The 24,846-nt window shown below is 66.2% G+C and carries 20 protein-coding genes and 1 tRNA gene; 15 read left to right on the top strand and 6 right to left on the bottom strand.

Annotation, left to right across the window (positions count from 1 at the left end):
• Nucleotides 1-77 precede the first annotated feature (77 nt).
• The 3 genes from F7R26_RS20355 (at nucleotide 78) to F7R26_RS20345 (ending at nucleotide 3,127) form a co-directional block, all read left to right on the top strand.
• Nucleotides 78-2,150, top strand: a complete 2,073-nt coding sequence (locus F7R26_RS20355) for a carbon starvation CstA family protein (protein WP_150993610.1) — start codon at nucleotides 78-80, stop codon at nucleotides 2,148-2,150.
• Nucleotides 2,151-2,231: 81 nt separating this feature from the next.
• On the top strand, nucleotides 2,232-2,426 hold the full coding sequence (locus F7R26_RS20350; protein ID WP_006162283.1) for a YbdD/YjiX family protein: 195 nt from the start codon (nucleotides 2,232-2,234) through the stop codon (nucleotides 2,424-2,426).
• A 230-nt stretch (nucleotides 2,427-2,656) separates the two neighbouring features.
• On the top strand, nucleotides 2,657-3,127 hold the full coding sequence (locus F7R26_RS20345) for a hypothetical protein (protein ID WP_043350936.1): 471 nt from the start codon (nucleotides 2,657-2,659) through the stop codon (nucleotides 3,125-3,127).
• A gap of 338 nt (nucleotides 3,128-3,465) precedes the next feature.
• On the opposite strand, the gene F7R26_RS20340 is transcribed toward F7R26_RS20345, so the two are convergent.
• Nucleotides 3,466-3,771, bottom strand: a complete 306-nt coding sequence (locus F7R26_RS20340; RefSeq protein WP_150987611.1) for a hypothetical protein — start codon at nucleotides 3,769-3,771, stop codon at nucleotides 3,466-3,468.
• A gap of 192 nt (nucleotides 3,772-3,963) precedes the next feature.
• Between F7R26_RS20340 and F7R26_RS20335 the strand changes: the two genes are divergently transcribed.
• Nucleotides 3,964-4,866, top strand: a complete 903-nt coding sequence (locus F7R26_RS20335; protein WP_150987609.1) for a LysR family transcriptional regulator — start codon at nucleotides 3,964-3,966, stop codon at nucleotides 4,864-4,866.
• Between the two features lie 77 nt (nucleotides 4,867-4,943).
• On the opposite strand, the gene F7R26_RS20330 is transcribed toward F7R26_RS20335, so the two are convergent.
• From F7R26_RS20330 to F7R26_RS20315, 4 genes are all read right to left on the bottom strand, one after another.
• Complete coding sequence (locus tag F7R26_RS20330; RefSeq protein ID WP_150987607.1) at nucleotides 4,944-7,661, bottom strand: DNA topoisomerase III; 2,718 nt, start codon at nucleotides 7,659-7,661, stop codon at nucleotides 4,944-4,946.
• A gap of 269 nt (nucleotides 7,662-7,930) precedes the next feature.
• Nucleotides 7,931-8,335 (bottom strand): thioredoxin family protein, encoded by a 405-nt coding sequence (locus tag F7R26_RS20325; RefSeq protein ID WP_150987605.1) that lies wholly within the window; start codon nucleotides 8,333-8,335, stop codon nucleotides 7,931-7,933.
• Between the two features lie 98 nt (nucleotides 8,336-8,433).
• Nucleotides 8,434-9,576, bottom strand: a complete 1,143-nt coding sequence (dprA, locus tag F7R26_RS20320) for a DNA-processing protein DprA (RefSeq protein ID WP_150987603.1) — start codon at nucleotides 9,574-9,576, stop codon at nucleotides 8,434-8,436.
• A complete protein-coding gene (locus F7R26_RS20315) occupies nucleotides 9,573-10,745 on the bottom strand; it encodes a LysM peptidoglycan-binding domain-containing protein (RefSeq protein ID WP_150987602.1) in 1,173 nt (390 codons plus the stop codon). The genes dprA and F7R26_RS20315 overlap by 4 nt, the downstream gene beginning before the upstream one ends.
• 162 nt (nucleotides 10,746-10,907) lie before the next feature.
• Here F7R26_RS20315 and def point away from each other — a divergent pair, with 162 nt between their 5' ends.
• The 10 genes from def (at nucleotide 10,908) to F7R26_RS20265 (ending at nucleotide 21,520) form a co-directional block, all read left to right on the top strand.
• Nucleotides 10,908-11,423 (top strand): peptide deformylase, encoded by a 516-nt coding sequence (gene def / locus F7R26_RS20310; protein ID WP_150987600.1) that lies wholly within the window; start codon nucleotides 10,908-10,910, stop codon nucleotides 11,421-11,423.
• A gap of 113 nt (nucleotides 11,424-11,536) precedes the next feature.
• Nucleotides 11,537-12,550 carry a methionyl-tRNA formyltransferase gene (gene fmt / locus F7R26_RS20305; RefSeq protein WP_150987598.1) on the top strand — a complete coding sequence of 338 codons (1,014 nt, stop codon included), beginning with the start codon at nucleotides 11,537-11,539 and terminating at the stop codon, nucleotides 12,548-12,550.
• A gap of 83 nt (nucleotides 12,551-12,633) precedes the next feature.
• Entirely contained in the window at nucleotides 12,634-13,275 is a 642-nt protein-coding gene (locus F7R26_RS20300) for a LysE family translocator (protein WP_150987596.1), read from the top strand.
• Nucleotides 13,276-13,460: 185 nt separating this feature from the next.
• Nucleotides 13,461-14,321: a zinc metalloprotease HtpX gene (gene htpX, locus F7R26_RS20295; protein WP_043350911.1), complete on the top strand. Its 861-nt coding sequence runs from the start codon at nucleotides 13,461-13,463 to the stop codon at nucleotides 14,319-14,321.
• A gap of 231 nt (nucleotides 14,322-14,552) precedes the next feature.
• Nucleotides 14,553-15,905 carry a 16S rRNA (cytosine(967)-C(5))-methyltransferase RsmB gene (rsmB, locus tag F7R26_RS20290; RefSeq protein ID WP_150987594.1) on the top strand — a complete coding sequence of 451 codons (1,353 nt, stop codon included), beginning with the start codon at nucleotides 14,553-14,555 and terminating at the stop codon, nucleotides 15,903-15,905.
• A gap of 19 nt (nucleotides 15,906-15,924) precedes the next feature.
• Nucleotides 15,925-16,800: a DUF4390 domain-containing protein gene (locus F7R26_RS20285; protein ID WP_416351291.1), complete on the top strand. Its 876-nt coding sequence runs from the start codon at nucleotides 15,925-15,927 to the stop codon at nucleotides 16,798-16,800.
• Nucleotides 16,797-19,265 carry a sensor histidine kinase gene (locus F7R26_RS20280; RefSeq protein ID WP_150987590.1) on the top strand — a complete coding sequence of 823 codons (2,469 nt, stop codon included), beginning with the start codon at nucleotides 16,797-16,799 and terminating at the stop codon, nucleotides 19,263-19,265. The genes F7R26_RS20285 and F7R26_RS20280 overlap by 4 nt, the downstream gene beginning before the upstream one ends.
• 52 nt (nucleotides 19,266-19,317) lie before the next feature.
• Nucleotides 19,318-20,022: a response regulator gene (locus F7R26_RS20275; protein WP_150987588.1), complete on the top strand. Its 705-nt coding sequence runs from the start codon at nucleotides 19,318-19,320 to the stop codon at nucleotides 20,020-20,022.
• A gap of 60 nt (nucleotides 20,023-20,082) precedes the next feature.
• Nucleotides 20,083-20,158 (top strand) — tRNA-Phe (locus tag F7R26_RS20270).
• A gap of 561 nt (nucleotides 20,159-20,719) precedes the next feature.
• Nucleotides 20,720-21,520, top strand: a complete 801-nt coding sequence (locus tag F7R26_RS20265) for an aquaporin (RefSeq protein WP_150987625.1) — start codon at nucleotides 20,720-20,722, stop codon at nucleotides 21,518-21,520.
• On the opposite strand, the gene F7R26_RS20260 is transcribed toward F7R26_RS20265, so the two are convergent.
• On the bottom strand, nucleotides 21,504-23,249 hold the full coding sequence (locus F7R26_RS20260; RefSeq protein WP_150987586.1) for a carbohydrate porin: 1,746 nt from the start codon (nucleotides 23,247-23,249) through the stop codon (nucleotides 21,504-21,506). The two genes, F7R26_RS20265 and F7R26_RS20260, sit on opposite strands and share 17 nt — an antisense overlap.
• Nucleotides 23,250-23,729: 480 nt before the next feature.
• Here F7R26_RS20260 and F7R26_RS20255 point away from each other — a divergent pair, with 480 nt between their 5' ends.
• On the top strand, nucleotides 23,730-24,839 hold the full coding sequence (locus tag F7R26_RS20255; RefSeq protein WP_150987584.1) for a TRAP transporter substrate-binding protein: 1,110 nt from the start codon (nucleotides 23,730-23,732) through the stop codon (nucleotides 24,837-24,839).
• The last annotated feature ends 7 nt before the right edge of the window (nucleotides 24,840-24,846 follow it).

The following is a 24,846-nucleotide window of genomic DNA, read 5'->3' as shown; positions in this document are numbered from 1 at the left end:
GCCGCCCGCGCGCCCCCCTTGCTTCCGGCACCTGCCGCCGCCGGCATTCTTAAATATGGACTGAGGAGACCCTCATCATGAATCGCATCGGGCAACACCTGGTGTGGCTGGCCGTCGCCATACTTGGCGCCTTCGCCTTTGCCACCGTTGCACTGTCTCGCGGCGAAGCTGTCAGTGCCTTGTGGATCGTGGTCGCCGCGATCTGTATCTATCTGATCGCCTACCGCTACTACAGCAAGTTCATCGCCGAGAAGGTGATGCAGCTCGACCCCAAGCGCATGACGCCGGCCTGGCGCCATAACGACGGGCTGGACTACGTGCCGACCAACAAGGCCGTGCTGTTCGGCCACCACTTCGCCGCCATTGCCGGCGCCGGCCCGCTGGTGGGTCCCGTGCTGGCCGCGCAGATGGGCTATATGCCCGGCATGCTGTGGATCCTGGCGGGCGTGGTGTTTGCCGGGGCGGTGCAGGACTTCATGGTGCTGTTCATCTCCACGCGCCGCGACGGCCGCTCGCTGGGCGACCTGATCAAGTCCGAGATGGGCACGGTGCCAGGCATGATCGCCTTGTTCGGCTGCTTCATGATCATGATCATCATCCTGGCGGTGCTGGCGCTGATCGTGGTGAAGGCGCTGGCGGACTCGCCCTGGGGCACGTTCACGGTGGGGGTGACGATTCCTATCGCCCTTTTCATGGGCATCTACACGCGCTACATCCGCCCGGGCCGCATCGGCGAGGTGTCGGTGATCGGCTTCGTGCTGCTGATGCTGGCCATCATCGGTGGCCAGTACGTGCATGAGAGCGCCGTGCTCGCTCCGCTGTTTACCTACGACGGCAAGGCGCTGACGTGGATGCTGATCATCTACGGCTTTATCGCCGCCGTGCTGCCGGTGTGGCTGCTGCTGGCCCCGCGAGACTATCTCTCCACTTTCCTGAAGATCGGCACCATCATCGCGCTGGCGATCGGCATCCTGATCGTGGCGCCGGAGTTGAAGATGCCGGCGTTCACCCAGTTCGCCAAGGGCGGCGGCCCGGTGTGGTCGGGCAACCTGTTCCCGTTCCTCTTCATCACCATCGCCTGCGGCGCGGTGTCGGGCTTCCACGCGCTGATCTCCTCGGGCACCACGCCCAAGCTGCTTGAGAGCGAGGCGCATATGCGCTTTATCGGTTACGGCGCGATGCTGGCCGAATCGTTCGTGGCCATCATGGCGCTGGTCGCGGCCTCGGTGATCGAGCCGGGTGTGTACTTCGCCATGAACAGCCCGGCAGCCGTGATCGGCACCTCGCCGGAATCGGTGGCCCAGGTGGTGTCGGGCTGGGGCTTCGTGATTACGCCGGATGTGCTGATCCAGACCGCCAAGGACGTTGGCGAGAACTCCATCATCTCGCGCGCCGGTGGCGCACCGACGCTGGCGGTGGGGATTGCCCACATCCTGCACCAGGTGGTGGGCGGCCAGGCCATGATGGCCTTCTGGTACCACTTTGCCATCCTGTTCGAGGCGCTGTTCATCCTGACCGCGGTGGACGCGGGCACCCGCGCCGGGCGCTTCATGCTGCAGGACCTGCTGGGCAGCTTCGTGCCCTCGTTCCGCCGCACCGACTCGCTGCCGGCCAACCTGATCGCCACCGCGCTGACCGTGTCGTTCTGGGGCTACTTCCTGTACCAGGGTGTGGTTGACCCGCTTGGCGGCATCAACACGCTGTGGCCGTTGTTCGGCATCTCCAACCAGATGCTGGCCGCGGTGGCGCTGGTGCTCGGTACCTGCGTGCTGGTCAAGATGAAGCGCGGGCAGTACGCCTGGGTCACCCTGGTGCCCACCATCTGGCTGCTGATCTGCACGCTGACCGCCGGCTGGCAAAAGCTGTTCGACGCCGATCCCAAGGTCAGCTTCCTGACCCATGCGGCCAAGTTCAGCGACGCCATCGCCCAGGGCAAGGTGCTGGCCCCGGCCAAGTCGATGGAACAGATGCACCGCATCGTCTTCAACGACTACCTGGATGCCGGGCTATGCGCACTGTTCATGTTCGTGGTGCTGTCGATCGTGTTCTACGGTTTCAAGACCGCGATGAAGGCCCGCGCGGAAAGCCGGCCGACCGACCGCGAAACGCCGTTCGAACCGATGCCGGCTTCGGCTTCGGCGCAGCATTGAGTGTGCGCGCTGGCCACCGGCCAGCGCTGACCCGATATCGGGATCGGATTTGGAACTGGATTTGGAAACAGGAGATCCATCATGCTTGAGCAACTTGGAACCATGGGACGCTACCTGGGCCAGTCCCTGCGCCTGATGGTGGGTTTGCCGGATTACCAGACCTATGTGGCGCACATGGAGGCCACCCACCCCGACCGCGAGCCCATGACCTATGAGGCGTTCTTTCGCGAACGGCAGGAGGCCCGCTACGGCGGGGGCCAGGGAAAATGTTGCTGATCTGCACGTGGCACGCGGTTCGCTCAGGGGAAATGCGAGTGCGCGTAGCGGCACTTCGCTCCTAACCCCGTAGCAACTCCGCGCTTCACGCCGTCAAAGAGCGGGCCGCCAATTCTGGCGGCCCGTTTTACGTTTCTGTAGCGGTTACAGGGCCTTACACGTGGTTACAGCAAGCTCGCAGCTACATCTCTACACTTGCGCCACAGTTGCTCAACCCAAGGAAGAAGAACATGTCTCGGCACCCCGTTCGCAGTTTCACCCTGGCCATCGCCCTGGCGGCATCCGCGCTGCCGGTGTTTGCGGGCGATATGAATAATGCCCTTGGCGGCGCACTCGGCGGTGTCGCCGGCGCGGCGGTTGGCGGCGCGCTCGGCGGCTCGACCGGTGCGGTGATCGGCGGCGCGGTTGGCGGCGGCGCAGGCGGCGCGGTCACGTCCAACCGCCGCGAGCGCACTGGCGCCATCATCGGCGGCGCGCTGGGCGGTGGCGCAGGCACGGCAGCGGGCAACGCCATGGGCGGGCGCACCGGCGGCCTGCTGGGTGCGGCGGTTGGCGGCGGTGCAGGCGCGGCGCTGGGCGGCAACGTCTCGCGCAGCAACTCCTACGCTGACGAACGCGGCCGCGGCTACCGCGACGACCGCTACTACCGCAGCGGCTACAAGCGCAAGCACGGCCGTGGCCACCACCATCACGACGACTGATCTGCCTGGCGCAGGCGGGGATCATCCCCGCCCGCCGGCAGCCGGCCTGCGATGCCGGCAACAAGAACGGGCCATGACTGGCCCGTTTTTTTATGCCGTGATTGATGTCGCTGCGGCCCGAAAACCTCGTCGGAGGTATCATGCATCACCCGACACCGACAATCGCGTACAACAAAGCGGTGCCCCAAAAGCAAACACGCCCGTACCGGCTTGGTACGGGCGTGTCCTCCAGTTAGTACGGAGAAGGCGCTTTCGCACCCTCCCCGTCGGCCTGTGGAGATCAGCCGAAAGGGGCGGAACCGCCATGAGACGCGGTTCCCGCCGACAGGCCGCCTGAATTACAGGGCAGCGGCGCCGTCGGTAAATACGTCGAACTTGCCGGCCTTGGCGCCGTCGGTGTACGGGTCGAACTTGCCAACGCGGGCACCGTCCGTGAACGGGTCGAACTTGCCGGCACGGGCGCCGTCGGTGAAGCTGTCGAACTTGCCAGCCTTGCCGCCGTTGCTATAGACGGAGGTCTGGGTGGCGCGGGCGCCATCGGTGTACGGGTCGAACTTGCCGGCCTTGGCAAAGGCGGGGGCGGCGGTCAGGGCGGCTGCGAGCGTGGTGGCAGCGGCGATCAGGGCGAAACGTTGGCTTTTCATGATTGAATCCTTTCCACAGGCAGGACACCTAGTCTTCTCAGCAGCCTTCGCTGCAATGCGGCATCCGATGGGTCCATATTAGGTATTTCCCCGATATGAATAAACATTGCCCCTGACAATGATTAGTTGTAGTTTCAACAACAAATAACCCACTTTCCGTAAAAGTTCGCGGACAAGACTGGAGACTATGTCATGGACCGGCTGCAATCGATGCGCGTCTTTTCCAAAGTGGTCGAGTTGGGCAGCTTTGCTCGTGCAGCGCAACAATTGGAAATGTCCAATGCGGTAGTCACGCGCTACGTAGCCGACCTGGAGAGCCACCTTGGCACGCGGTTGCTGAACCGCACCACCCGCAGCCTGTCGCTGACCGACGCTGGGGAGACCTACCTGCAGCGTTGCCAGCAGATCCTGGAAGATGTGGAGGAGGCCGAATCGGTAGTGACGGCGCGCAGCCAGTCGCTCTCGGGCACACTGCGGCTGGTGGCGCCGGTGATGTTCGGCCTGCACCTGCTGCCCGCCACGCTGGCACGTTTCCAGGCCCTGTATCCCGAGGTGGTGTTCGACGTGCTGTTATCGGACCGTATCGTCGATATCGTCGAAGAGGGGCGCGACGTGGGCGTGGTGTTGTCCGACCTGGGGCTGGGCTCGCACCTGGTGGCACGCCCGCTGATCTCGGCAGAGATCATCCTGTGCGCCTCGCCAGGCTACCTGCGCCAGCACCCGCCGCTGCGCCAAGCGCACGAACTGACCAACCACCGCTGCATCGCGATGCGCATCCCCACCGCTGAGCATGAGTGGACGCTGTCGGGCCCGGAGGGCGAGGTAACGGTGCCGATCCGCCCGGGCCTGCTGTGCAGCAATGCCGAGTTGGCGCACCAGGCGGCGCTGGCCGACATGGGTGTGGCGATGCTGTCTGCCTATCTGGCGCGGCCGAATATCGAAGCGGGGCGGTTGACGCACATCCTCCAGCAATACCGACTGCCGAAGCGCGATGTCAGCGTGGTCTATCCCAGCCGCAAGTTCCTGCCAACCAAGGTCCGCGCCTTTATCGATTTCCTGCTCGAAGAGGGCAAGATCCGCAACGACAACCAATAAGGGGAACGCAGGATCGAGGGCTATTAAAGGGGGGAAGGGAAGCGCGGAACCGGCAGGACGCCGGCTCCGCGAGCGACTCACTCTTCCTCGGCGTCGGCCGTGGCTTCGTCGTCGGCGCGCGACTTGCCGGTAGCGCGCTTGGCGGCTGGCGTCTTGGCCGCGGCTTTCTTCGCCGCGGGGGCCTTCTTGGCAGCGGGAGCCTTCTTGGCAGCGGGAGCCTTCTTGGCCGCCACCTTCTTGGCCGGCGCCTTGGCCTTGCTCACCGTTTCCGCGGCCTGATCCTCGTCGCCAGCCTTGGCGGACGCGGTCTTGGCCGCCGTCTTGGCGCCCGCCTTGGGCTCGCGTGCCTCGAACTCGAAGCCGATCTTGCCGTCCGGCTGCTTGGCCAGGAAGGCCTTGAAGTTGCGCCCGGTGCGCGATGACTTGAAGCCGGTCAGCAGATCCGTGCGGCCCGCGCCCAGCAGCTTGCCGATCTGCTCGCGCGAGATCTCCTGCTGCAGGATGATCTTGCCCGTGGTGAAGTCGCAGCTCTTGGGCACGGCCACGCTGTTCTCGCACACGTACTTCATGCCGTGCTCGTACACCGAGCCACCGCACTTAGGACAAGCGCCTACCGCTTCCTGGCCGGTGAAATCGACCGGCTCGCCGTCGTTGTCGTCGTCATTCTGGCCGAAGTCGAATTCCATCTTGTAATGGCCTTCGTCGTCCTTGCCCAGCTTCAGGATGGCGGCAAACGGCCGGCCCATCTTGCTGCGGAAACCCTGCAGCGGACCGATTTCCTTCTTCAGCAGCAGTTCTTCGACTTCGTCGATCTCGAACTGGCGCCCACCCGGGATCTTGCTGATCGAGAACTCGCACGCGGTGCAGGCAAAGCGGCGGTAGTTCTCCTTGACCTGGCTGCCGCACTGCGGGCACGGCGTGGCCAGCGTGGCATAGTCGCCCGGGATGGTGTCGCTGTCGTATTCCTTGGCGCGCTTGACGATCTGCTGCGTCATCTGCGCGATCTCGCGCATGAACTCGTCGCGCTTGAGGCCGCCGCGCTCGATCTGCGACAGCTTGTGCTCCCATTCGCCGGTCAGCTCGGCCTGGGTCAGTTCCTGCACGCCCAGGCCGCGCAGCAGCGTCATCAGCTGGAAGGCCTTGGCGGTGGGAATCAGCTCACGGCCTTCGCGCACCAGGTATTTCTCGGCGAGCAGGCCTTCGATGATGGCCGCGCGCGTGGCTGGCGTGCCCAGGCCCTTGCCGGCCATGGCCTCGCGCAGCGCGTCGTCATCCACCAGCTTGCCGGCGCCTTCCATGGCGGACAGCAATGTGGCTTCGTTGTAGCGTGCGGGCGGCTTGGTGGTCAGCATCACGCCGTCGACCTTGTCGACCTTGACGCGCTCGTCCTTGGCCACCGCCACCAGGTTGGCATCGTCGCCCTGGGCTTCACGCCCGTAGACCACCAGCCAGCCGGGATTGACCAGGACCTTGCCTTCGGTCTTGAAATGATGGCCCGCCACCTCCGTGACACGAGTGGTGACCTGGAACTCGGCCGCCGGGAAGAACACCGCCAGGAAGCGGCGCACCACCAGGTCATACAGCTTCTGCTCCGGCTCCGAGAGGTTCTTCGGGGCTTGCAGCGTCGGGATGATAGCGAAGTGATCGCTGATCTTGCTGTTGTCGAAGATCTTCTTGTTGGGCTTGACCCACCCGCTGGCGAGCACCTTCTTGGCATGCGGCAGGTAGTTGGGCGAGCTCTCGGCCAGCATGTCCATGGTCTGCTTGACCGTGTCCATGTAGTCCTCGGGCAGCGCGCGCGCGTCGGTACGCGGGTAAGTCAGCACCTTGTGCTTTTCGTACAGCGCCTGGGCCAGGCCGAGGGTGTTCTTGGCCGAGAAGCCGAAGCGCGAGTTGGCCTCGCGCTGCAGCGTGGTCAGGTCGAACAGTGCCGGCGATTGCTGCGTGGACGGCTTGGACTCTTCGGTGACGGTGCCGGTCTTGTCACGGCAGGCCGCCACGATGCTCTTGGCTTCGGCCTCGCTCCACAGGCGCGACTCGCGCGCCTCGGGATCGAACTCGCTCTTCTTGAACTTGGGGTCGAACCAGCGGCCTTCGTAAAGGCCGGCGGCGGCGATGAACTCGGCGCGCACTTCCCAGTAGTCGCGCGGGACGAATTTCTTGATCTTCTCTTCGCGCTCTACGACGATCGACAGCGTGGGGGTCTGCACCCGGCCAACCGTGGTCAGGAAGAAGCCGCCGCCCTTGCTGTTGAACGCGGTCATGGCGCGCGTGCCGTTGATGCCCACCAGCCAGTCGGCTTCCGAGCGACAGCGCGCGGCGTCCGCCAGCGGCAGCATGTCGGCATCGTCGCGCAGGCGGGCAAAGCCATCGCGGATCGCCTGCGGCGTCATCGACTGCAGCCACAGGCGCTGCACTGGCTGCTTGGCCTTGGCGTGCTGCTGGATCAGGCGGAAGATCAATTCCCCTTCGCGCCCCGCGTCGCAGGCGTTCACCAGGCCGGTGACGTCCTTGCGCTTGATCAGGCGGTTGAGCACCTTCAGGCGCGACTCGGTCTTGGCGATCGGGCGCAGGTCGAAGTGGGGGGGAATCACCGGCAGGTTGGCGAAGCTCCACTTGCCTCGCTTGACTTCGTATTCGTCCGGGGCGGCGATTTCAACCAGGTGGCCGACGGCCGACGAAAGAACGTAATCGTCACTTTCGAAGTATTCGTCATGCTTGGTAAAGCCCCCGAGGGCACGGGCTATATCGGCAGCAACCGATGGCTTTTCCGCGATGATGAGGGCTTTTGACATGGATCGGGTCCTTGCTGGCCGCACTCTGGCGGCCTGCGAATTATTGCCACTAAGGGCTCTGCACTATATGTAAACAGCGAGCTTGGGGCTTTGAGGCGCCAATAATAAGCGCGGTTCCGACGGCGGTGCAAGCAAGCTGCCGTCGCCGTCGCCGTCAAACGGGCGCTGCTGGCATGCGGGCCGGCCCTGGACAGCCGCCGCCCGCTTCGTTTTTTGACTGCAATCCAGCGCTCGTGCTCCTGGCTTGCCCCGGGCGCCGATGACCGGCGTTAGTCGTCGTTAGCGTGCGGCGCCAGCCACTGCAGCACGTTCGGCACCGCTGCGCCGGCCGTTGGCGCCATCGCCGCGCCGCGCGCCAGCATGCGTTCGAGCACTTCAATGTGCGGCAGCAGCGTGCCGTAGAACTGCGCCGCGCCGCCCGCCGCCGGCTGCACCAGCAGCGTCGGAAAATTATCGATATCGAGGTCGCCCAGCTGGTCGGCATGGGTTTCGATATCGATCCAGACGAAGCAATCGCCAGGAAACCGTGCAGCAAGCGCCGCGAACGCCTCCTGGTAGGTTCCGCAGGTGCCGCACCAGGCTGCGCACAGGCAGGCTACCAGGCGGCCTTGCGGACGCGCTGCCAACACCTGGGCGATCACACCCTGGTCCTGCTCCGGAAAGTAAACGGTCATGATGGGGGAAACATGAGCCTTTTCAGGCACGGGAAATCGTTTGATTGTAGCGGTCGCCAGGAAATCCGTATTTCGGCCGGCGGTACCAGGGTCGCTCACTAGCTTACCCGGCGATAGACATTGCCCGGCAGCCGCTCTACCGCGCCCGCCAGTTCCAGTGTCAGCAGGCTGGCCACCACTTGCTCGGGCGGCAGGGCGGTGCGTGCGCACAGCGCGTCCAGCGTGACGGGATCGTGGGTGAGCGTCAGGCCAAGGACATCGTCCAGCGCCGGCATGGGCGCAGGCGCCACCGGCCGGGCGGCATCCCCGGCCATGCCGAGTTCCTCGAGCACATCCTGCGCGGTTTCCACCAGCTTGGCGCCCTGGCGGATCAACAGGTGGCAACCCTTGGACAGCGGTGCATGGATCGAGCCGGGAATGGCATAGACCTCGCGTCCCATCTCGGCTGCCAGCCGCGCGGTAATGAGCGACCCCGAGCGTGCGGCCGCCTCTACCACCAGTACGCCGCGCGCGAGCGCCGCGATGATGCGGTTGCGCTGGGGAAAGTGGTGGCTGCGCCCGGGCATGCCGAGCGCGAACTCGCTGACGATGGCGCCTTGGGCCGCGATGCGGTGGGCCAGGTCGCGATGCCGGGCGGGGTAGACCAGGTCGGCGCCGGTGCCGATCACCGCCACAGTGCCGCCAGCACCTTCCAGAGCCCCCTCGTGCGCTGCGCCATCGATGCCCAGCGCAAGCCCCGACACCACCGCCAGCCCGGCGCCGGACAACACACGGGCAAAGCGTCGCGCATCCTCCGTGCCCTGCACGGTGGCGCTGCGCGCACCGACCATGGCAATGGCCGGGCCGCCAAGCGCGCCCAGCTGGCCTTTGACGTACAGCACCAGCGGCGGGTCGGACAGATCCAGCAAGGGGCGGGGATAGGCGGCATCGGCCAGCGTCACCACATGGTTGCCGGGCTCGGCGGCCCAGGCCACGGTGCGCTCGACCAGCGCCATGGTGACAGCATCGGGCGGTGCCAGCAGCGCCCGGGCGTGCTTCTCGGGGATGACCGCCGCCAGTGCGCTGACGGTCTGTGCCAGCAACTGGTGCGGCAGCCCGAAGGTGGCCAGCAACTGGCGCAAGGCTCCTGTGCCCAGGCCACGGGCACCGGTCAGCCGCAGCCATGCCTCGATGTCGGCAGCGCTGCGGGTGGTGGTGGGCACCGGCGCCGGGTTGGCGCCGGTTGCTGCCAGCCCGGTCAACGCGGCGACGTCACGCGGTCGCCCACCTCGATCGCGTTCGAGGCGTCGGTGACCAGAGCGTAGGCCACGCCGGGAAACACGCGGAACACGAAGGCCAGGCCATAGCGCTCATCGGGCAACTGGATGGCGCGGTTGCCATCCGTGCGATCGCGCACCACCTGGCCGGCGCGCGACAGCGCAAGCACGTGGCCGGGCTCGAGGCCGGCGGCGGCGCCGATATTCAGCACGATCACCTGTTTGGCGCCGCCGAACTGCACGCCGCCGTAGACCGCCGCGATGCGGCCATCAAGCATGACATCCGGCGCGCGGGGCACGTAGCGCACCGGCTCGCGCGCCGGCTGGGGCATCAGCAAGGTGCCAGAGCCCATTTCCTGCTGGGCCGCCGTGACCTTGACGGAGGTTACCGCGTCGAAGCCTTCCGGCGGGCGCGACACACGGACGTTGCCCTGGTACTCGGCTTCATAGCCCAGCACGCGGCCGGTCACCGGGTCCTTGACCGGCTTGACCGGCTTGAAGGCCTGCCAGTCGCTGCCGACCACCGCCTCGGGCGGGGAAATGCCGCGCGCATAGGCGGTATCGCCCATGCCCAGGTAGACGCGCGACTCGGGCAGGGCGATGATGCGTGCCGAGGTCTCCAGCGTGCCCTGGTCCACCACCAGCGGGCGGATCAGGAACGGTTCGATGTCCTTGGCGGGAATGCTGGCGATGGCGCCATCGGGCCCACCTTCGCTGCGCACGCTTGGCGTGAGCCGCACCGTGCCGCCGGCATCGGGGCTGGTGGAAAGCCAGGCGCGGCCGTCGCGCTGAATCAGGTACAGGACCTGGCCGGGATATATCAGGTGTGGATTGCGGATCTGCTGCTGGTTCATCCCCCACAGCTCGGGCCAGCGCCAGGGCTGGCGCAGGAAGCGCCCGGAGATCCCCCAAAGCGTGTCACCCCCTCGCACGACATACTGCTGGGGCGCGTCAGGCGCCAGATCGGCGGCGGCAATGCCTTGCTGCGCGGTAACGGTGGCCTGGGCCCGCTGGGCCGGGGTGACGGTAAGATCGGCGGCATGTACTGGCGCCCCTGTGACGGCAGTGATTCCGGCCGCACACAACATCCAACGGGCAAACGCGTACGGCCTGCGGCCCGGCGCCGCCTGGTGTTCTTTGGTAAGATCGCGCATTTTCTCGAACCGGCTGGCAGAACAGCCGGATTGACCCTGGAGAGCGTGCCTGTTGCGGCGCGCCTTGAATTTTTGTACTTGCGCCCCGATTCTGCATGTAAACACCCGTAGCCGCAACGCGCGGGTCACATGTGTGAGCGGCAGGCGTTGCGCCCCAGCATCATGGCTAAACTCGATATCCTGACCTACCCCGATCCCCGCCTGCATACCGTGGCAAAACCGGTTGCCGTGGTGGACGACCGCATTCGCAAGCTGGTAGAGGACATGGCCGAGACCATGTACGAAGCCCCTGGCATCGGCCTGGCCGCGACCCAGGTGGACGTGCACGAACAGGTGGTGGTGATCGATATCTCCGAGACCCGTGACGAGCTGCAGGTCTTCATCAACCCGGAGATCGTGTGGTCCAGCGACTCCCGCAAGGTGGCGGAAGAGGGCTGCCTGTCGGTGCCCGAGGTCTACGACCGGGTCGAGCGCCCGGACCATGTGCGCGTGCGTGCCCTGAACGAGAAGGGCGAGCCCTTCGAGATCGAAGCCGACGACCTGCTGGCCGTGTGCATCCAGCACGAGATGGACCACCTCAAGGGCAAGGTCTTCGTCGAGTACCTGTCGCCACTGAAACTCCAGCGCATCAAGTCCAAGCTGGTCAAGCTGCACAAGCGCGAACGCACCCGCATGTAAGGCAGCCGCGCGCCGGCACTGGCCGGCTAGCGGTCTGCTATCGTATTGCCTTCCCGATGAATCAAGTTACCGGCCGCTGATGCGGCCGGTGCCGCTTTATGCCGGAGCGTGCCATGTCCCAAGCCGCAAGCCCATCCCAAGCGCTGCGCGTTGCCTTTGCCGGCACGCCTGAATTCGCCCGCGTGGCGCTCGAAGCCATCCACAGCGCCGGTTTCCCGGTGGTGGCGGTGCTCAGCCAGCCCGACCGGCCAGCTGGCCGCGGCTTGCAGCTGCAGGCCAGCCCGGTCAAGCAGTACGCGCTGGAGCGCAGCCTGGGCCCGGTGCTGCAGCCACGCTCGCTGCGCCGCAACGGCAAGTATCCCGAAGAGGCCGGCGCCGCCGTGGACGCGCTGGCGCAGATCGCCCCGGATGTCATGGTGGTGGCCGCCTACGGCCTGATCCTGCCGGCCGAGGTGCTGGCGTTGCCGCGCTACGGCTGCCTGAACATCCATGCCTCGCTGCTGCCGCGCTGGCGGGGCGCCGCGCCCATCCACCGCGCCATCGAGGCTGGCGATGCGCAGACCGGCATCACGCTGATGCAGATGGACGAAGGGCTGGATACGGGCGCGATGATCCAGGGCGAAACCGTGCCGATCGGCCCCGGCGACACCACCGGCACCCTGCACGATGCGCTGGCCGCACTGGGCGGGCGCATGGTGGTGGAGGCGCTGCGCCGCCTCGCCGCGGGCCAGCCGCTCACCCGCACGCCCCAGCCGGCCGAGGGCGTGACCTATGCCGAAAAGATCGCCAAGGAAGAAGCCCCGCTGGACCTGCGCCGCCCGGCTGCGGCGCTGGCCGCCCAGGTGCGCGCCTTCAACCCGTTTCCCGGCGCCACCGTGCAGGTCGGCGAGACCGTCATCAAGTGCTGGCAGGCCCAGCCGCTGGCGTCCACGGCCAGCCACCCGCAGGCGCCGGGCACCGTGCTCGCGGCGGATGCCGATGGCGTGGTGATCGCCTGCGGCGAGGGCGCGCTGCGCGTGACCGAGTTGCAGAAACCGGGCGGGCGCCGCGTGCCGGCCCAGCAGTTCCTGCAAAGCATGCCGCTGCCGCCGGGTACCCGCTGCGCCGTGGCCGGCGGCACGGCATAATCGCCCTGCGCTTGCGGCAAAGCCACGATGGCTGACTTGCCGCAAGCGCCCCATTTCTGTAGCGCATCCACCGGTAGCCAACCATGCTCGGCATTACTGACCTTCCCTTGTTCGTCGGTGCGGTGTTCCTGCTCAATGTGACGCCTGGCCCGGATACCGCCTACATCGTCGGGCGCAGCGTGGCGCAGGGCAGGGCGGCGGGCGTGGTTTCGGCGCTCGGGGTCAGTGCCGGCTGCTGCGTGCACTCGCTGGCCATCGCCTTCGGCCTGACTGCATTGCTGGCGGCATCGGCCACCGCCTTTACCCTGATCAAGTTTGCCGGCGCAGCCTATCTGGTGTGGCTTGGGCTGCGCCTGATCTGGCAGCGATCCGCATCCCCCGGCGCGGCCGCGGCCCCCGCTGCCCTGCCGGGCACACGCGGCCTGCGCGCTTTGTTCATGCAGGGCTTTCTCACCAATGTGCTGAATCCAAAGGTGATCCTGTTCTTCATTTCCTTCTTCCCGCAGTTCGTGGATCGCAACGCCGAGCATCAGGCCCTGGCATTCCTGGCCCTGGGCGGCGTCATGGTGGCGATGTCGACGCTATGGAACAGCCTGGTGGCATGGATGGCGGGCACCCTGACCCGCCGCGCCAACGAGGTGCCTCGCTTGAAGTGCTGGCTGGATCGCATTGTGGGCGTGGCGTTCATCGGGCTGGGCGCGCGCCTGGCCTTCGCCCAACGCTAGGAACCGTTGCCGAACCTGCTGGCGCAACGAACGGCCGCCGGCACTGGCTGCCCTTTTTTTAGGCAGGTGACGGTTGAATTTCCGGGGCGGGGTACTATCTAAACAGCACCGCGTCACGCTTTCCGTAGCACGGCCAGCCCGGCCACCGGGCGCGCGCGAGGATGATTTTTTCGGAGATCACGACAATGTTCAACTGGGTCAAGACCTTCATGCTGATGGCCGCCATCACGGCGCTGTTCATCGTCATCGGCGGCATGATCGGCGGCCGCAGCGGCATGATGTTCGCGCTGATCATGGCGCTGGGCATGAACTTCTTCTCTTACTGGTTCTCGGACAAGATGGTCCTGCGCATGTATAACGCGCAGGAAGTCGACGCGAGCACGGCACCGCAGTTCTACGGCATGGTGCAGGAGCTGGCGCAGCGCGCCCAGCTGCCGATGCCGCGCGTGTACCTGATCAACGAGGATGCGCCCAACGCCTTTGCCACCGGCCGCGATCCGGAGCATGCCGCCGTGGCGGCCACCACCGGCATCCTGCGGGTGCTGTCGGAGCGCGAGCTGCGCGGCGTGATGGCCCACGAGCTGGCTCACGTGCAGCACCGCGATATCCTGATCTCGACCATCGCCGCCACCATGGCCGGCGCCATCGCCGCGCTGGCCAACTTCGCCATGTTCTTTGGCGGGCGCGACGAGAACGGCAACCGCTCCAACCCCATTGCCAGTATCGCGGTGGCAATCCTTGCCCCGCTGGCGGCCTCGCTGATCCAGATGGCGATCTCCCGCGCGCGGGAGTTCGAGGCGGACCGCGGCGGCGCCACCATCAGCGGCGACCCGCAGGCGCTGGCAATGGCGCTCGACAAGATCCACCGCTATGCGCAGGGGATTCCGTTCCAGACCGCGGAGCAGCACCCGGCCACGGCGCAGATGATGATCATGAACCCGCTTTCGGGCAGCGGCATCGCCAACCTGTTCTCGACCCACCCGGCGACCGAGGAACGGGTGGCGCGGCTGATGCAGATGGCACAGACGGGCGTCTATCCGGTGTAAGCGCGGCCCAATCGAGGCACAAGCGCGGTCCAAGCCGCCGCGCTACCTCCCGCCGCGGCCGGCCAGGCGCAAAAACGCCGGTCCCCGCCACAGACAGGGTAAACTGCCCGCCGTGCTTCCCCGGAAGCGGCGGGCAGTGTTTTTTTGGCCTCGCCCGGCCTTGCCGCCAGTCCTCGCCGCTTGCGGCTTGCCCCCTGCCACCCCGTTTTACCGTCTCACTGCCCCACTGTCATGCGCCTGCAACACGAATCCCTCGCCTTCCAGATGCTCGCCGCCGCGGCTGCCGTACGCGGCGTCAACGAAGGCAGCGCGCTGCCGCTGGCCATCGAGAATGCCGCCGCCCAGTACCGCCTGGACCGCGTGCGCGACGCCGCCACGCGCGGCGCCCTGCAGGACCTGGCCTATCGCACCATGCGCCAGTTCGGCACGGCGCGCGCGCTGGTCACCAAGCTGGTGACCCGGCCGCCCGGCGCGCTGGTGGATTCACTGCTGGCCGTGGCCCTCGCGCTGCTGGTCGAGGACGAGCAGGGGGAAGGGGGTTATACCGAGTTCACCGTGGTCGACCAGGCCGTCAGCGCGGCAGCCTCCGAGCCCAAGACCGCGCACGCGCGCGGGCTGGTGAACGCAGTGCTGCGCCGTTTCCTGCGTGAACGCAAGGCACTGCTGGCCGAAGTGCGCCAGGACGACGAAGCGCGCTGGAACCTGCCCGCATGGTGGCTGGATGCGCTGCGCAAGGCGTACCCGGACCAGTGGACCGCGCTGGCCGAGAGCGCCAATGTGCGCCCGCCCATGACCCTGCGCGTCAATACGGCGCGGGTCTCGGTGCCCGACTACCTCAAGCGTGTGCTCAATGCCGGCATGGCGGGCGTGGCCATCGGCCCGCAGGCCGTGCGGCTGGTGCGCGCGTTTCCCGTGTCGCAGATCCCCGGGTTTGCCGAGGGCGATGTCTCGGTGCAGGACGCCGGCGCGCAACTGGCAGCTCCGCTGCTGGACCTGGCCGACGGCCAGCGCGTGCTCGATGCGTGCGCCGCGCCCGGCGGCAAGACCGGCCACATCCTTGAACTCGCCAACGTGGAAGTCACCGCGCTGGAGAGCGACGCGCAGCGCGCCACCCGCATCGACGAGAACCTCGCGCGCCTGGGTCAGCAAGCCACCGTGGTGGTAGGCGACGCAAGCCGCCCGCAGGACTGGTGGGACAACCGCCAGTACGACCGCATCCTGGCCGACGTACCGTGCTCCGCCTCGGGCATCGTGCGCCGCCACCCGGACATCCGCTGGCTGCGCCGCGAGGTGGATATCCCGCGGCTGGTCACCGAGCAGCGGCGCATCGTGTCGCGGCTCTGGAACCTGCTCAAGCCGGGCGGCATCCTGGTCTATGTCACCTGTTCTATTTTCCCAACGGAGAACGAAGAGCAGGCGCGCTGGTTTGGTGCACAGCTACCAGATGCGATACGATTGCAAGCGCCCGGCCAGATGCTGCCGGGTAGCAAGGATCAGTTGGCCGGTGGCGGAAATGGCAGCCAGGAAGGCCTGCCCACCGATCACGATGGCTTCTTCTACGCCCGTTTCCAGAAACGATCCTGACCGATCCCAATCGATCCCAATGCCGAACCCGCTTCGCTTGTTCGTCCTTCGCGTCCCAGACGACAGTGCGTGCGTGTCCCTTGCTGCGGCTCGTGCAGCTGGTTCAGTAGCCGGCGCCGGCCCGATATGCAGCGCGCGCGCGCGGCTGGCGTCGTGGTGGCTCGCGGCGACGATCATGCTCGGTATCCTGATGACGCTGGTCGCACTGCCGGGCACGGCGCGCGCCGACGGCATTGAAGTCAACGAGGCCCGCATCGAGTACCAGGATGGCGGCTTCGATCTGGCCGCGAGTTTCGATTTCGATCTGCCGCCGCCGCTTGAAGACGCGCTCAACAAAGGCATCTCGCTGTATTTCGTCGTCGATTTCCAGCTCTCCCGCCCGCGCTGGTACTGGTTCGATGAAAAGCCCGTCAATGCCAGCCGCAGCGTGCGGCTGTCCTACCATCCGCTCACACGCCAGTACCGCGTGTCCACCGGCGGCCTGCAATTGCCGTTCATGCGCCTGAAGGGCGCGCTGCAGTTCATCCAGCGCGTGCGTGGCTGGCGCGTGTTCGAGCGCAGCATGGTCAAGCCGGGCGAGACCTACCAGGCCGAAGCGCGCATGCGCCTGGACCTGACGCAACTGCCCAAGCCGTTCCAGATCAACGCCGTCAACACCCGCGAGTGGAACCTGGCATCGGAATGGCGGCGCTTCAGCTTCACCGTGCCGAGCGAATTCCCGCCGCCGCCCGCGCCCACGCCGCCGCCACAACTGGTGCCCGTGCCCACACCGGCGCCGGCGTCCGCCGCGTCCGCCGCGGTGGCAGGCGAAACGCGTGCGGTGCCGTTTGCGCAGACCGTATCGACCGTGCTCTCTCCCACCACCCTGGTGCAGCCGGCCGCGGGCCAGCCATGAGCGCCCCACCCAGCCTGTGGGACAGCCGGTTCCGGCGCGTGCTTTACCGCGTCGTGGCGGGCATCATCGTGTTCCTGGCGCTGGTGCTGGTGGCACTGCTCGCCGGCGCCTCGGCCAATACCGAATTCTTCGATCGGTACTTCACGCTGCTGTTCAAGATCAACCTGGTGATCGGCATCCTGCTGGTGCTGATCATCGGCGCGCTGGCGCTGACCCTGTGGTTGCGCTACCGCCGCGGCAAGTTCGGCACGCGGCTGATGACCAAGCTCGCCGTGTTCTTCGGCGTAGTGGGCGTGCTGCCCGGCGTGCTGATCTACCTGGTGTCGCTGCAGTTCGTCTCGCGCAGCATCGAGTCCTGGTTCGACGTTCGCGTAGAGACCGCGCTCGAGGCCGGCCTCAACCTTGGCCGCTCCACCATCGACAGCTCGTTGTCGGACCTGCAAGGCAAGGCGCGGCTGATGGCCGACCAGCTCACCAGCTCGCCCAACGTCGCCACCTCGCTGCAGCTCAACCGGCTGCGCGAGCAATACGGCGTGCAGGAAGCCGCCATCTTCACCGGCAGCGGCCGCGTGATCGCCACGGCGTCGAGCAACTATGCGTCGCTGGTGCCGGACCTGCCCTCTGGCGTGTTGGCCGAGCAGGCCCGGCTGGCCGGCGGCTATGCAGCGGTGGAAGGGGGCACCGATCCATCCGTCGATAGCCATCACCAGCCCGAGCGTACCGATGGCGCCCACCTGTACCGGCTGCGCGTCATCGTGCCGCTGGGCCCGGCGCCCACCGCGCAAACCGACGCACCCAAAACCGCGGATAGCGCCAGCGGGCCCGCGGGCAAGCCGGCCCTCAATGCGCCCAGCCGCTGGGCCGGGTCGGGGCTGTCTGTCGAGCGCCGCCCCGAGGACGCCGCATCGTCCGGGTTCGGGCTGGTGGGCGACACGGTGCGCGAGGAGCGCTACCTGCAGGTCGTGCATCCGGTGCCGGCAGCGTTGGCGCGCAATGCCGACGAAGTCCAGCGCGCCTACCAGGAGTACCAGGAAAAGGCGCTCGGCCGCACCGGCCTGCGCAAGATGTATATCGGCACGCTGACGCTCACGCTGTTCCTCGCGGTGTTCATTGCCGTGATGCTGGCGCTGCTGCTCGGCGGACAGCTGGCGCGGCCGCTGCTGATGTTGCTGCAAGGGACCAAGGAAGTGGCCGAGGGCGATCTCTCGCCCAAGCGCGAGCTAAAGAGCCGCGACGAGCTTGGCATGCTGACCCAGCAGTTCAACATGATGACGCGCCAGCTGTCGGAAGCACGCATCGCGGTGGAGCAGAACCGCAGCGCGCTCGAGAAATCGACGGCGTATCTCGAGAGCGTGCTGCAGAATCTCACCGCCGGCGTGTTCGTGTTCGATCGCAGCTTCGTGCTGATCACCGCCAACCCCGGGGCCGAGCGCATCTTCCGGCAGCCGTTCGCCGGCGCGCTGGGCCAGCCCATCGACAGCATCCCGGCCCTCGGCGACTTCGGCGACATCGTGCGGCAGGCCTTCTCCGAGCAGAGCACCAGTGAAATGCTGGGCGGCGCGCAGCACTGGCAAAAGCAGATCGAGCTGCCGCAGAGCGATGAGGAACAGGCGCTCACGCTGCTGGTGCGCGGCGCGCGCCTGCCGGGCGGGCGCGGCGACGAGCGCGACGAACCTGGCTACGTGGTGGTATTCGACGACATTTCCGATGTGATTTCCGCTCAACGCTCGGTGGCGTGGGGCGAAGTGGCCCGGCGCCTCGCGCATGAGATCAAGAATCCGCTGACCCCGATCCAGCTCTCGGCCGAGCGCCTGCAGATGAAGCTCTCGCCCAAACTGGAGGGCGCCGACGTCGACGTGCTCAAGCGCGGCGCCACCACCATCGTCAACCAGGTGCAGGCCATGAAGCGCATGGTCGACGACTTCCGCGATTACGCCCGCACGCCGCCAGCGCTGTTGCAGTCACTGCAGCTCAACGGCCTGGTCGCCGAAGTGCTGCATCTATACGGCATCGACGACACCGGCACGCACGAGCATGCCGTGATCCATCCGTCGCTGGCCGCCAACCTGCCCGAAATCAAGGGCGATCCGACCCAGCTGCGCCAGGTGATTCACAACCTGCTGCAAAACGCGCAGGATGCGGTGGCGGACAACCTCGGCGCGGCTAGGGCGGCGCCCCATATCGCTCTGCACACCGAGACTGTAGAATACAAAGATTCTGCCGGCGAAGACCGGCAGGCCGTCAAGCTCACCATTGCGGATAACGGTCCCGGTTTCGCTCCGCGTATCCTTAGTCGCGCGTTCGAGCCGTATGTGACCACCAAGGCCAAAGGAACAGGCCTGGGTCTTGCGATGGTGAAGAAGATCATTGACGAACACGGCGCACGCATCGAGTTGCGCAATCGCATGGAGGGTTCCGACATCATCGGGGCGCAGATCTCCATCCTGTTCGTTAAACTGGCATAGTCAATGTGCGGCCCCGAACCCGGCAAGCCGCGGTGGGGTCAAGAGGGGAAGTATGGCAACCATCCTCGTAGTCGACGACGAAATGGGTATCCGGGAGTTGCTCTCGGAAATCCTCAGCGACGAAGGCCATGTGGTCGAAGTGGCAGAAAACGCGCAGAAAGCGCGCGAGTACCGTGCCGGCAATACGCCCGACCTGGTGCTGCTTGACATCTGGATGCCCGATACCGACGGCGTCACGCTGCTCAAGGAGTGGTCGGCCCAAGGCTTGCTCTCCATGCCTGTCATCATGATGTCGGGTCACGCAACCATCGATACCGCGGTGGAGGCAACCAAGATTGGCGCGCTCAATTTCCTCGAGAAGCCAATTGCCTTGCAAAAGCTGCTTTCGGCAGTCGAGCAGGGCCTGGCGCGTGGCATCGAGCGTCCGCGCTCGGGCGTGGCCGCAGGCGCGGCGCTGCCAGCGAACGGCACTGGCGAGGGCACGGCGGCGATTGCCGCGGAAAGCGCCGCCGAGACCGCCAATGGCAGCCCGCAACGCTTGCCCGAAGCCGAGATGCATTTCTCATTCGACATGCCGCTGCGCGAAGCACGCGACCTGTTCGAGCGCGCTTACTTCGAATACCACTTGCTGCGCGAGCACGGCAGCATGACCCGCGTCGCCGAGAAAACCGGCCTCGAACGCACCCACTTGTACCGCAAGCTCAAGCAGCTTGGCGTGGAACTCGGCCGCAACAAGCCGGAACCAGCGGAACAATGATGCGGTGATGCACGCAGCGCTTGACCGGGTCGAAAAGCGCTGCTATAGTTTCGCTTCTTTGGCCCGGTAGCTCAGTCGGTAGAGCAGAGGATTGAAAATCCTTGTGTCGGCGGTTCGATTCCGTCCCAGGCCACCAGCATTACGAAAAAGCCCAAGATCTGAAAAGGTCTTGGGCTTTTTCCATTGTGGCCCAATCCCATTGGGGCCATCGTTTCATCGCTGCCTTGCCGGACCTTCTTCCGGCGCGCCTGAGAGGCGCAAGCCTGGGGCACCAGTCTTGCCCCATCCACTCGCATATCGCCGCTTAGAACGCGGCCTGGACGCGTCTATCACCTCCATTGCGGCGGCCTCGCCCCAAGCGCACAAACCCTTGCAATACCGCATGCCACCGCCTAATGTTCAGGCACGAATTCGTCCGTCCAGTGCCGTTGCGCCCGCGATTATCGGCATTGCGCCAATTACCTTCAAAATCCGCTTTTCGCATTCGGTCCTGACCGCCGATTTTCGCGATGTCATGTCACCATCCATGCCATCCCGATAGCGAATCAGCCAAGCACGCCAAGCACGCCAAGCATTCGATACCACCGGTTCATTCAAAACAACCCAAGCATGCATTGACGCTGCAAGGCGAAAGACGAAACACTGCGCGCTCCCGCCCATCACTGCAAACCCGATGCACGCGCCTTCCCCCGATGCCATGGCCGACCCGGCCCACGCTGCCGAACCGCGCAGCGCAAGCGTACCTGCGGCTGCGAGCACGCTCTGCCAGCGCCTGGTCGCCGAAGGACTCGGCACGGCGTTGCTGGTAGCGGTGGTGGTGGGCTCGGGCATTCGCGCGCAGCAACTGGCCGGCGGCAATGTCGCGCTGGCCTTGCTGGCGAACTCGCTGGCCACGGGCGGCGGGCTGCTTGCATTGTTGCTGGCGCTGGGACCGGTCTCGGGTGGGCACTTCAACCCGGTCGTCACACTCTGCGCGATGGTGCGTGGCGCGCTGCCAGCGCGCGATGCCTGGCGCTACGGACTGGTGCAGATGGGCGGCGCCATCGCAGGAGTCGCCTGCGCGCATGCGATGTTTGGCGAGCCGATGCTGGCCTGGTCGGCGCAAAGCCGCACCGGGCCATCGATGTGGTGGAGCGAGTTTGTTGCCACCTTTGGCCTCATCGGCATAGCGATTGGCACCGGGCGCAGCCGGCCCGGGCTGGTGCCGTTCGCGGTGGCGGGCTATATCACTGCAGGGTACTGGTTCACGGCATCGACGTCATTCGCCAACCCGGCGCTGACCCTTGCGTGCGCGCTGACGGCAACCTTCACCGGCATTCGCGCCATCGATGTGCCGGGCTTCGTGCTGGCGCAGCTGGCGGGCGGGCTGAGCGCCGCGCTGGTCTTCCACTGGCTGCTGCGAGCACCCGCGGTGCTGCCGGGCCGCGCGCCGCTCACGCGCAAGACGCCATGGCGAGCGGCGGCTGCAGCCGCTATCACGCCTACCAGCGGCGATTGAGCTGTACGCCGAAGATGGAGCCCGAGGTCTGCGAAGCCCAGGTATCGGCGGGTGAGGCAAAGGCGATGCCATCCACGTCGCTGGCCTTGCTGTAGGTGTAGAAGGCGCGCAGGTTGGCATTGCCGGCTGCCTTGCCAAGCGTGAAGGTAGGCGCCACGGTCACGGCCGTGCGCTGTCCGCTGGCGCCGAAGCCCGAAGAGATCTGATCGTGCGCCACCTCGAAGGTCAGCTTGAACTGGTCGCTCGCGATATAGGCGGGGCGCACGCGCGTGGCCATCCACTGCAGCGTGCCCACCGGCGAGCGGTCGAACTGCATGCTGGACTCGACCGAGCCCGCCAGGCCCAGCCCCGAGCGTTGCTTCCACTCCATCGATTCAGCCACGCGTACCCGCGACAAGGCGGGCCCCATGCCGGTGTAGCCGGTCAACGCATTACGGCTGCCCTCACCAAACTGCATGCCGAAGCGGTTGGTGCCGGCGAGCACGCCTTGCTGCTCGTGCATGGCTGACACCCACCACGCACTTCCGGTCTGCTGGATCAACGGCTGCGCTTCCACCCGCGTATAGCCCAGTTGCACCGAGCCTTTCTCATTGGTGGCGATGGGCGCGGTGCGCAGCGAGTGATAGCTCGGCAGGTTGGCGCCATTCAGGTCATTGCGCGCGGTGTACTGGTAGTTGAGCGCGATATCGCCAAAGCGGGCGTTATCCACGCCGAAACGCATCGCCGGCGACGTAGGCGGCAGCAGCCCCGACGACATCAGGAACGATGAGCTCTCGCGCCGGCCGGCCCACATCGTGGCGCCGTCCAGCACCGACAACCCGGTGACCGAGGTATAGATCTGCGGCAGCAGGGCATAGGGATCGACCGCGGCCGGGCGGCCATTGATCGACGTAGCATCGGTCCCCTTGGCCTGCGCCACCAGTTGTACCTGTGCGCCGCCGTCCAGCGAGAACAGGGACTCCTTGACCTTGACCTCGCCGGTGCTGCGGCAGGCGAGTCCGCCGCCGATGCCGGTGGACAAGGTGCCACCGCCAGCGCAGGCACGGGTGGCGGTAGTGCGATCGTCGTACGCGGCGCGCCCACTGTAGCCAAGCCGCCAGACCTGCTCGCCGGCAGGATCATCGGCGGGCAGCTGGGACACCAGCGCATAGCTTTCGCCTGCCAGCGCGGGCGTGTCGGCATCCTGGCCCTCGGCGGGCGTGGCGGTCTTGGGCATGGCGTCCGCCACGAACTCGCCAAGGCGCTTGGGAAAGAGCACCACGGGCGGGGGAGGCGCAACAACCGGCTCCGGAGGCAAGGGTGGATCGGGCGGGCCGGCGAGCTCGATGCCGTTGTCATCCAGGCCGGCATTGGCCCAGGTAGCAGGCGGGGGCGGCTCTGGCAGGGTGGGGGAGGTGGCAGTGCTGGTGGCGGGCGAAGCGCCATCCGCAGCGGCGGCCTTGGGCGCTTCCTGGGCGATTGCCGCAACCGGGGCGTCGCCGGCTATCTCGCCGGCTATCGGGGCTGCAGCCGCTTGTTCGTTCGAAATCAGCGCTGCCAGCGGGTCAGCCTCAGGCGGGGTAGCCGCACGCTGTGCCGCCATGGGCGTGGCCGGCACATCGGCTGCCGCCAGGTCAGGCCCGGTCTGCGCGCACGCGTTCCATCCCCAGGCGGCCAGCACGGCAACGGCGAGGCATCGCGAGCGGAGCGCCGGCAGGCGGCCGGAGGCGGGCGAAACGGCAAACAACATAGGGCGGGACCAGTAAGGCGTGATTTTTTTAACAGTCGAGCGATTGGACCGCAAGCGGGGTTACAAAATCCGCGGCGGGGCGTCCTTCTCACCATATGGAATACGTCGCTTGCGGCATCTGGCAAGGACGGTGCGGTCATGCCAATGGGAGCGGAGCGGGATGACAGGACGATGTACGGGCGCCCCTGAATCTGCACTTTCCTAGCGAAAACCCGGACTTGCGCGGCCCCCCGTGGCGAAAGGGCCACCGCTATAATCATCTGGCCTGTCCGACGGGTACGGACCGGCGCCCCCGAGCCTGTTACGAAGGCATGCCAGGATACGCCACATTCCTGGCGTGTCTCCGTAACAGGCTCATTGTTGCGCGGTGGCCTTACCCTGGCTGCTTGCGCGTCTCGGTACAGAGCGCAATGCCCGCGCATGACGCGGGCGTGCCCATCCCCTGCTGCCGCACTAAAAATCTATAAAAGAGGAGAAGTCATGGAACGTCGTTCCTTTCTGTTAAAGGCATCGGCCGTGGCCGCCACGGGTGCGCTGGCCGCGTGCGGCAAGGAAGAAAAGGCTGCCGCGCCGGCCGTGATCGGCAGCAATCCGGCCGTGGAATGGCGCCTGGCTTCGAGCTTCCCCAAGTCTCTTGACACCATCTACGGTGGCGCCGAGCTGCTGTCGCAACGGGTCAAGGAACTGACCGACGGCAAATTCAACATCAAGGTCTTCGCCGCCGGCGAACTCGTGCCGGGCCTGCAGGTGCTGGACGCGGTGCAGAACAACACCGTCCAGATCGGCCACACCGCCGGCTACTACTACTTCGGCAAGAACCCGACGCTGTGCTTCGACACCACCGTCCCGTTCGGCCTGACCTCGCGCCAGCAAAACGCCTGGATGATGCAGGGCAACGGCATGAAGCTGATGCGCGAGTTCTTCAAGGAATACAACGTCGTCAACTTCCTGGGCGGCAATACCAACGCGCAGATGGGCGGCTGGTTCCGCAAGGAGATCAAGACGGTTGCCGACCTGCAGGGCCTGAAGTACCGGATCGCCGGTTTCGCTGGCGTGGTGCTGTCGCGCCTGGGCGTGGTGCCGCAGCAGATCGCCGGCGGCGACATTTATCCCGCGCTGGAAAAGGGCACCATCGACGCGGCGGAATGGGTTGGCCCGTACGATGACGAGAAACTCGGCTTCTACAAGGTCGCCCCGTACTACTACTACCCGGGCTGGTGGGAAGGCAGCGCGCAGCTGTCCTTCTATTCGTCGGCAAGCGAGTACGAGAAGCTGCCCGCGCTGTACAAGCGCGCCCTGGAAACGGCCACGATCGAAGTCCACACCAACATGATGGCCAAGTACGACGCGGTCAATCCGCAAGCGCTGGCCCGCCTGCTGGAAAACGGCGTGAAGCTGCGTCCGTTCTCCAAGGAAATCATGGAAGCCTGCTTCAAGGCGACCCAGGACGCCTACGCCGAGGAAACCGCCAAGAACCCGTCGTTCAAGAAGATCTACGACGACTGGCGCGTCTTCCGCAACAACGAAGCAGCGTGGTTCAACGTGGCCGAGCAAGCATTTTCGCAGTTCAGCTTCGCGCGCAAACTGTAAGCGCGCT

The organism is Cupriavidus basilensis (assembly GCF_008801925.2).
GTDB lineage: Bacteria > Pseudomonadota > Gammaproteobacteria > Burkholderiales > Burkholderiaceae > Cupriavidus > Cupriavidus basilensis.
Note: the sequence above shows the minus strand (reverse complement) of the source record. Positions and strands in the feature narration are given on the sequence as shown.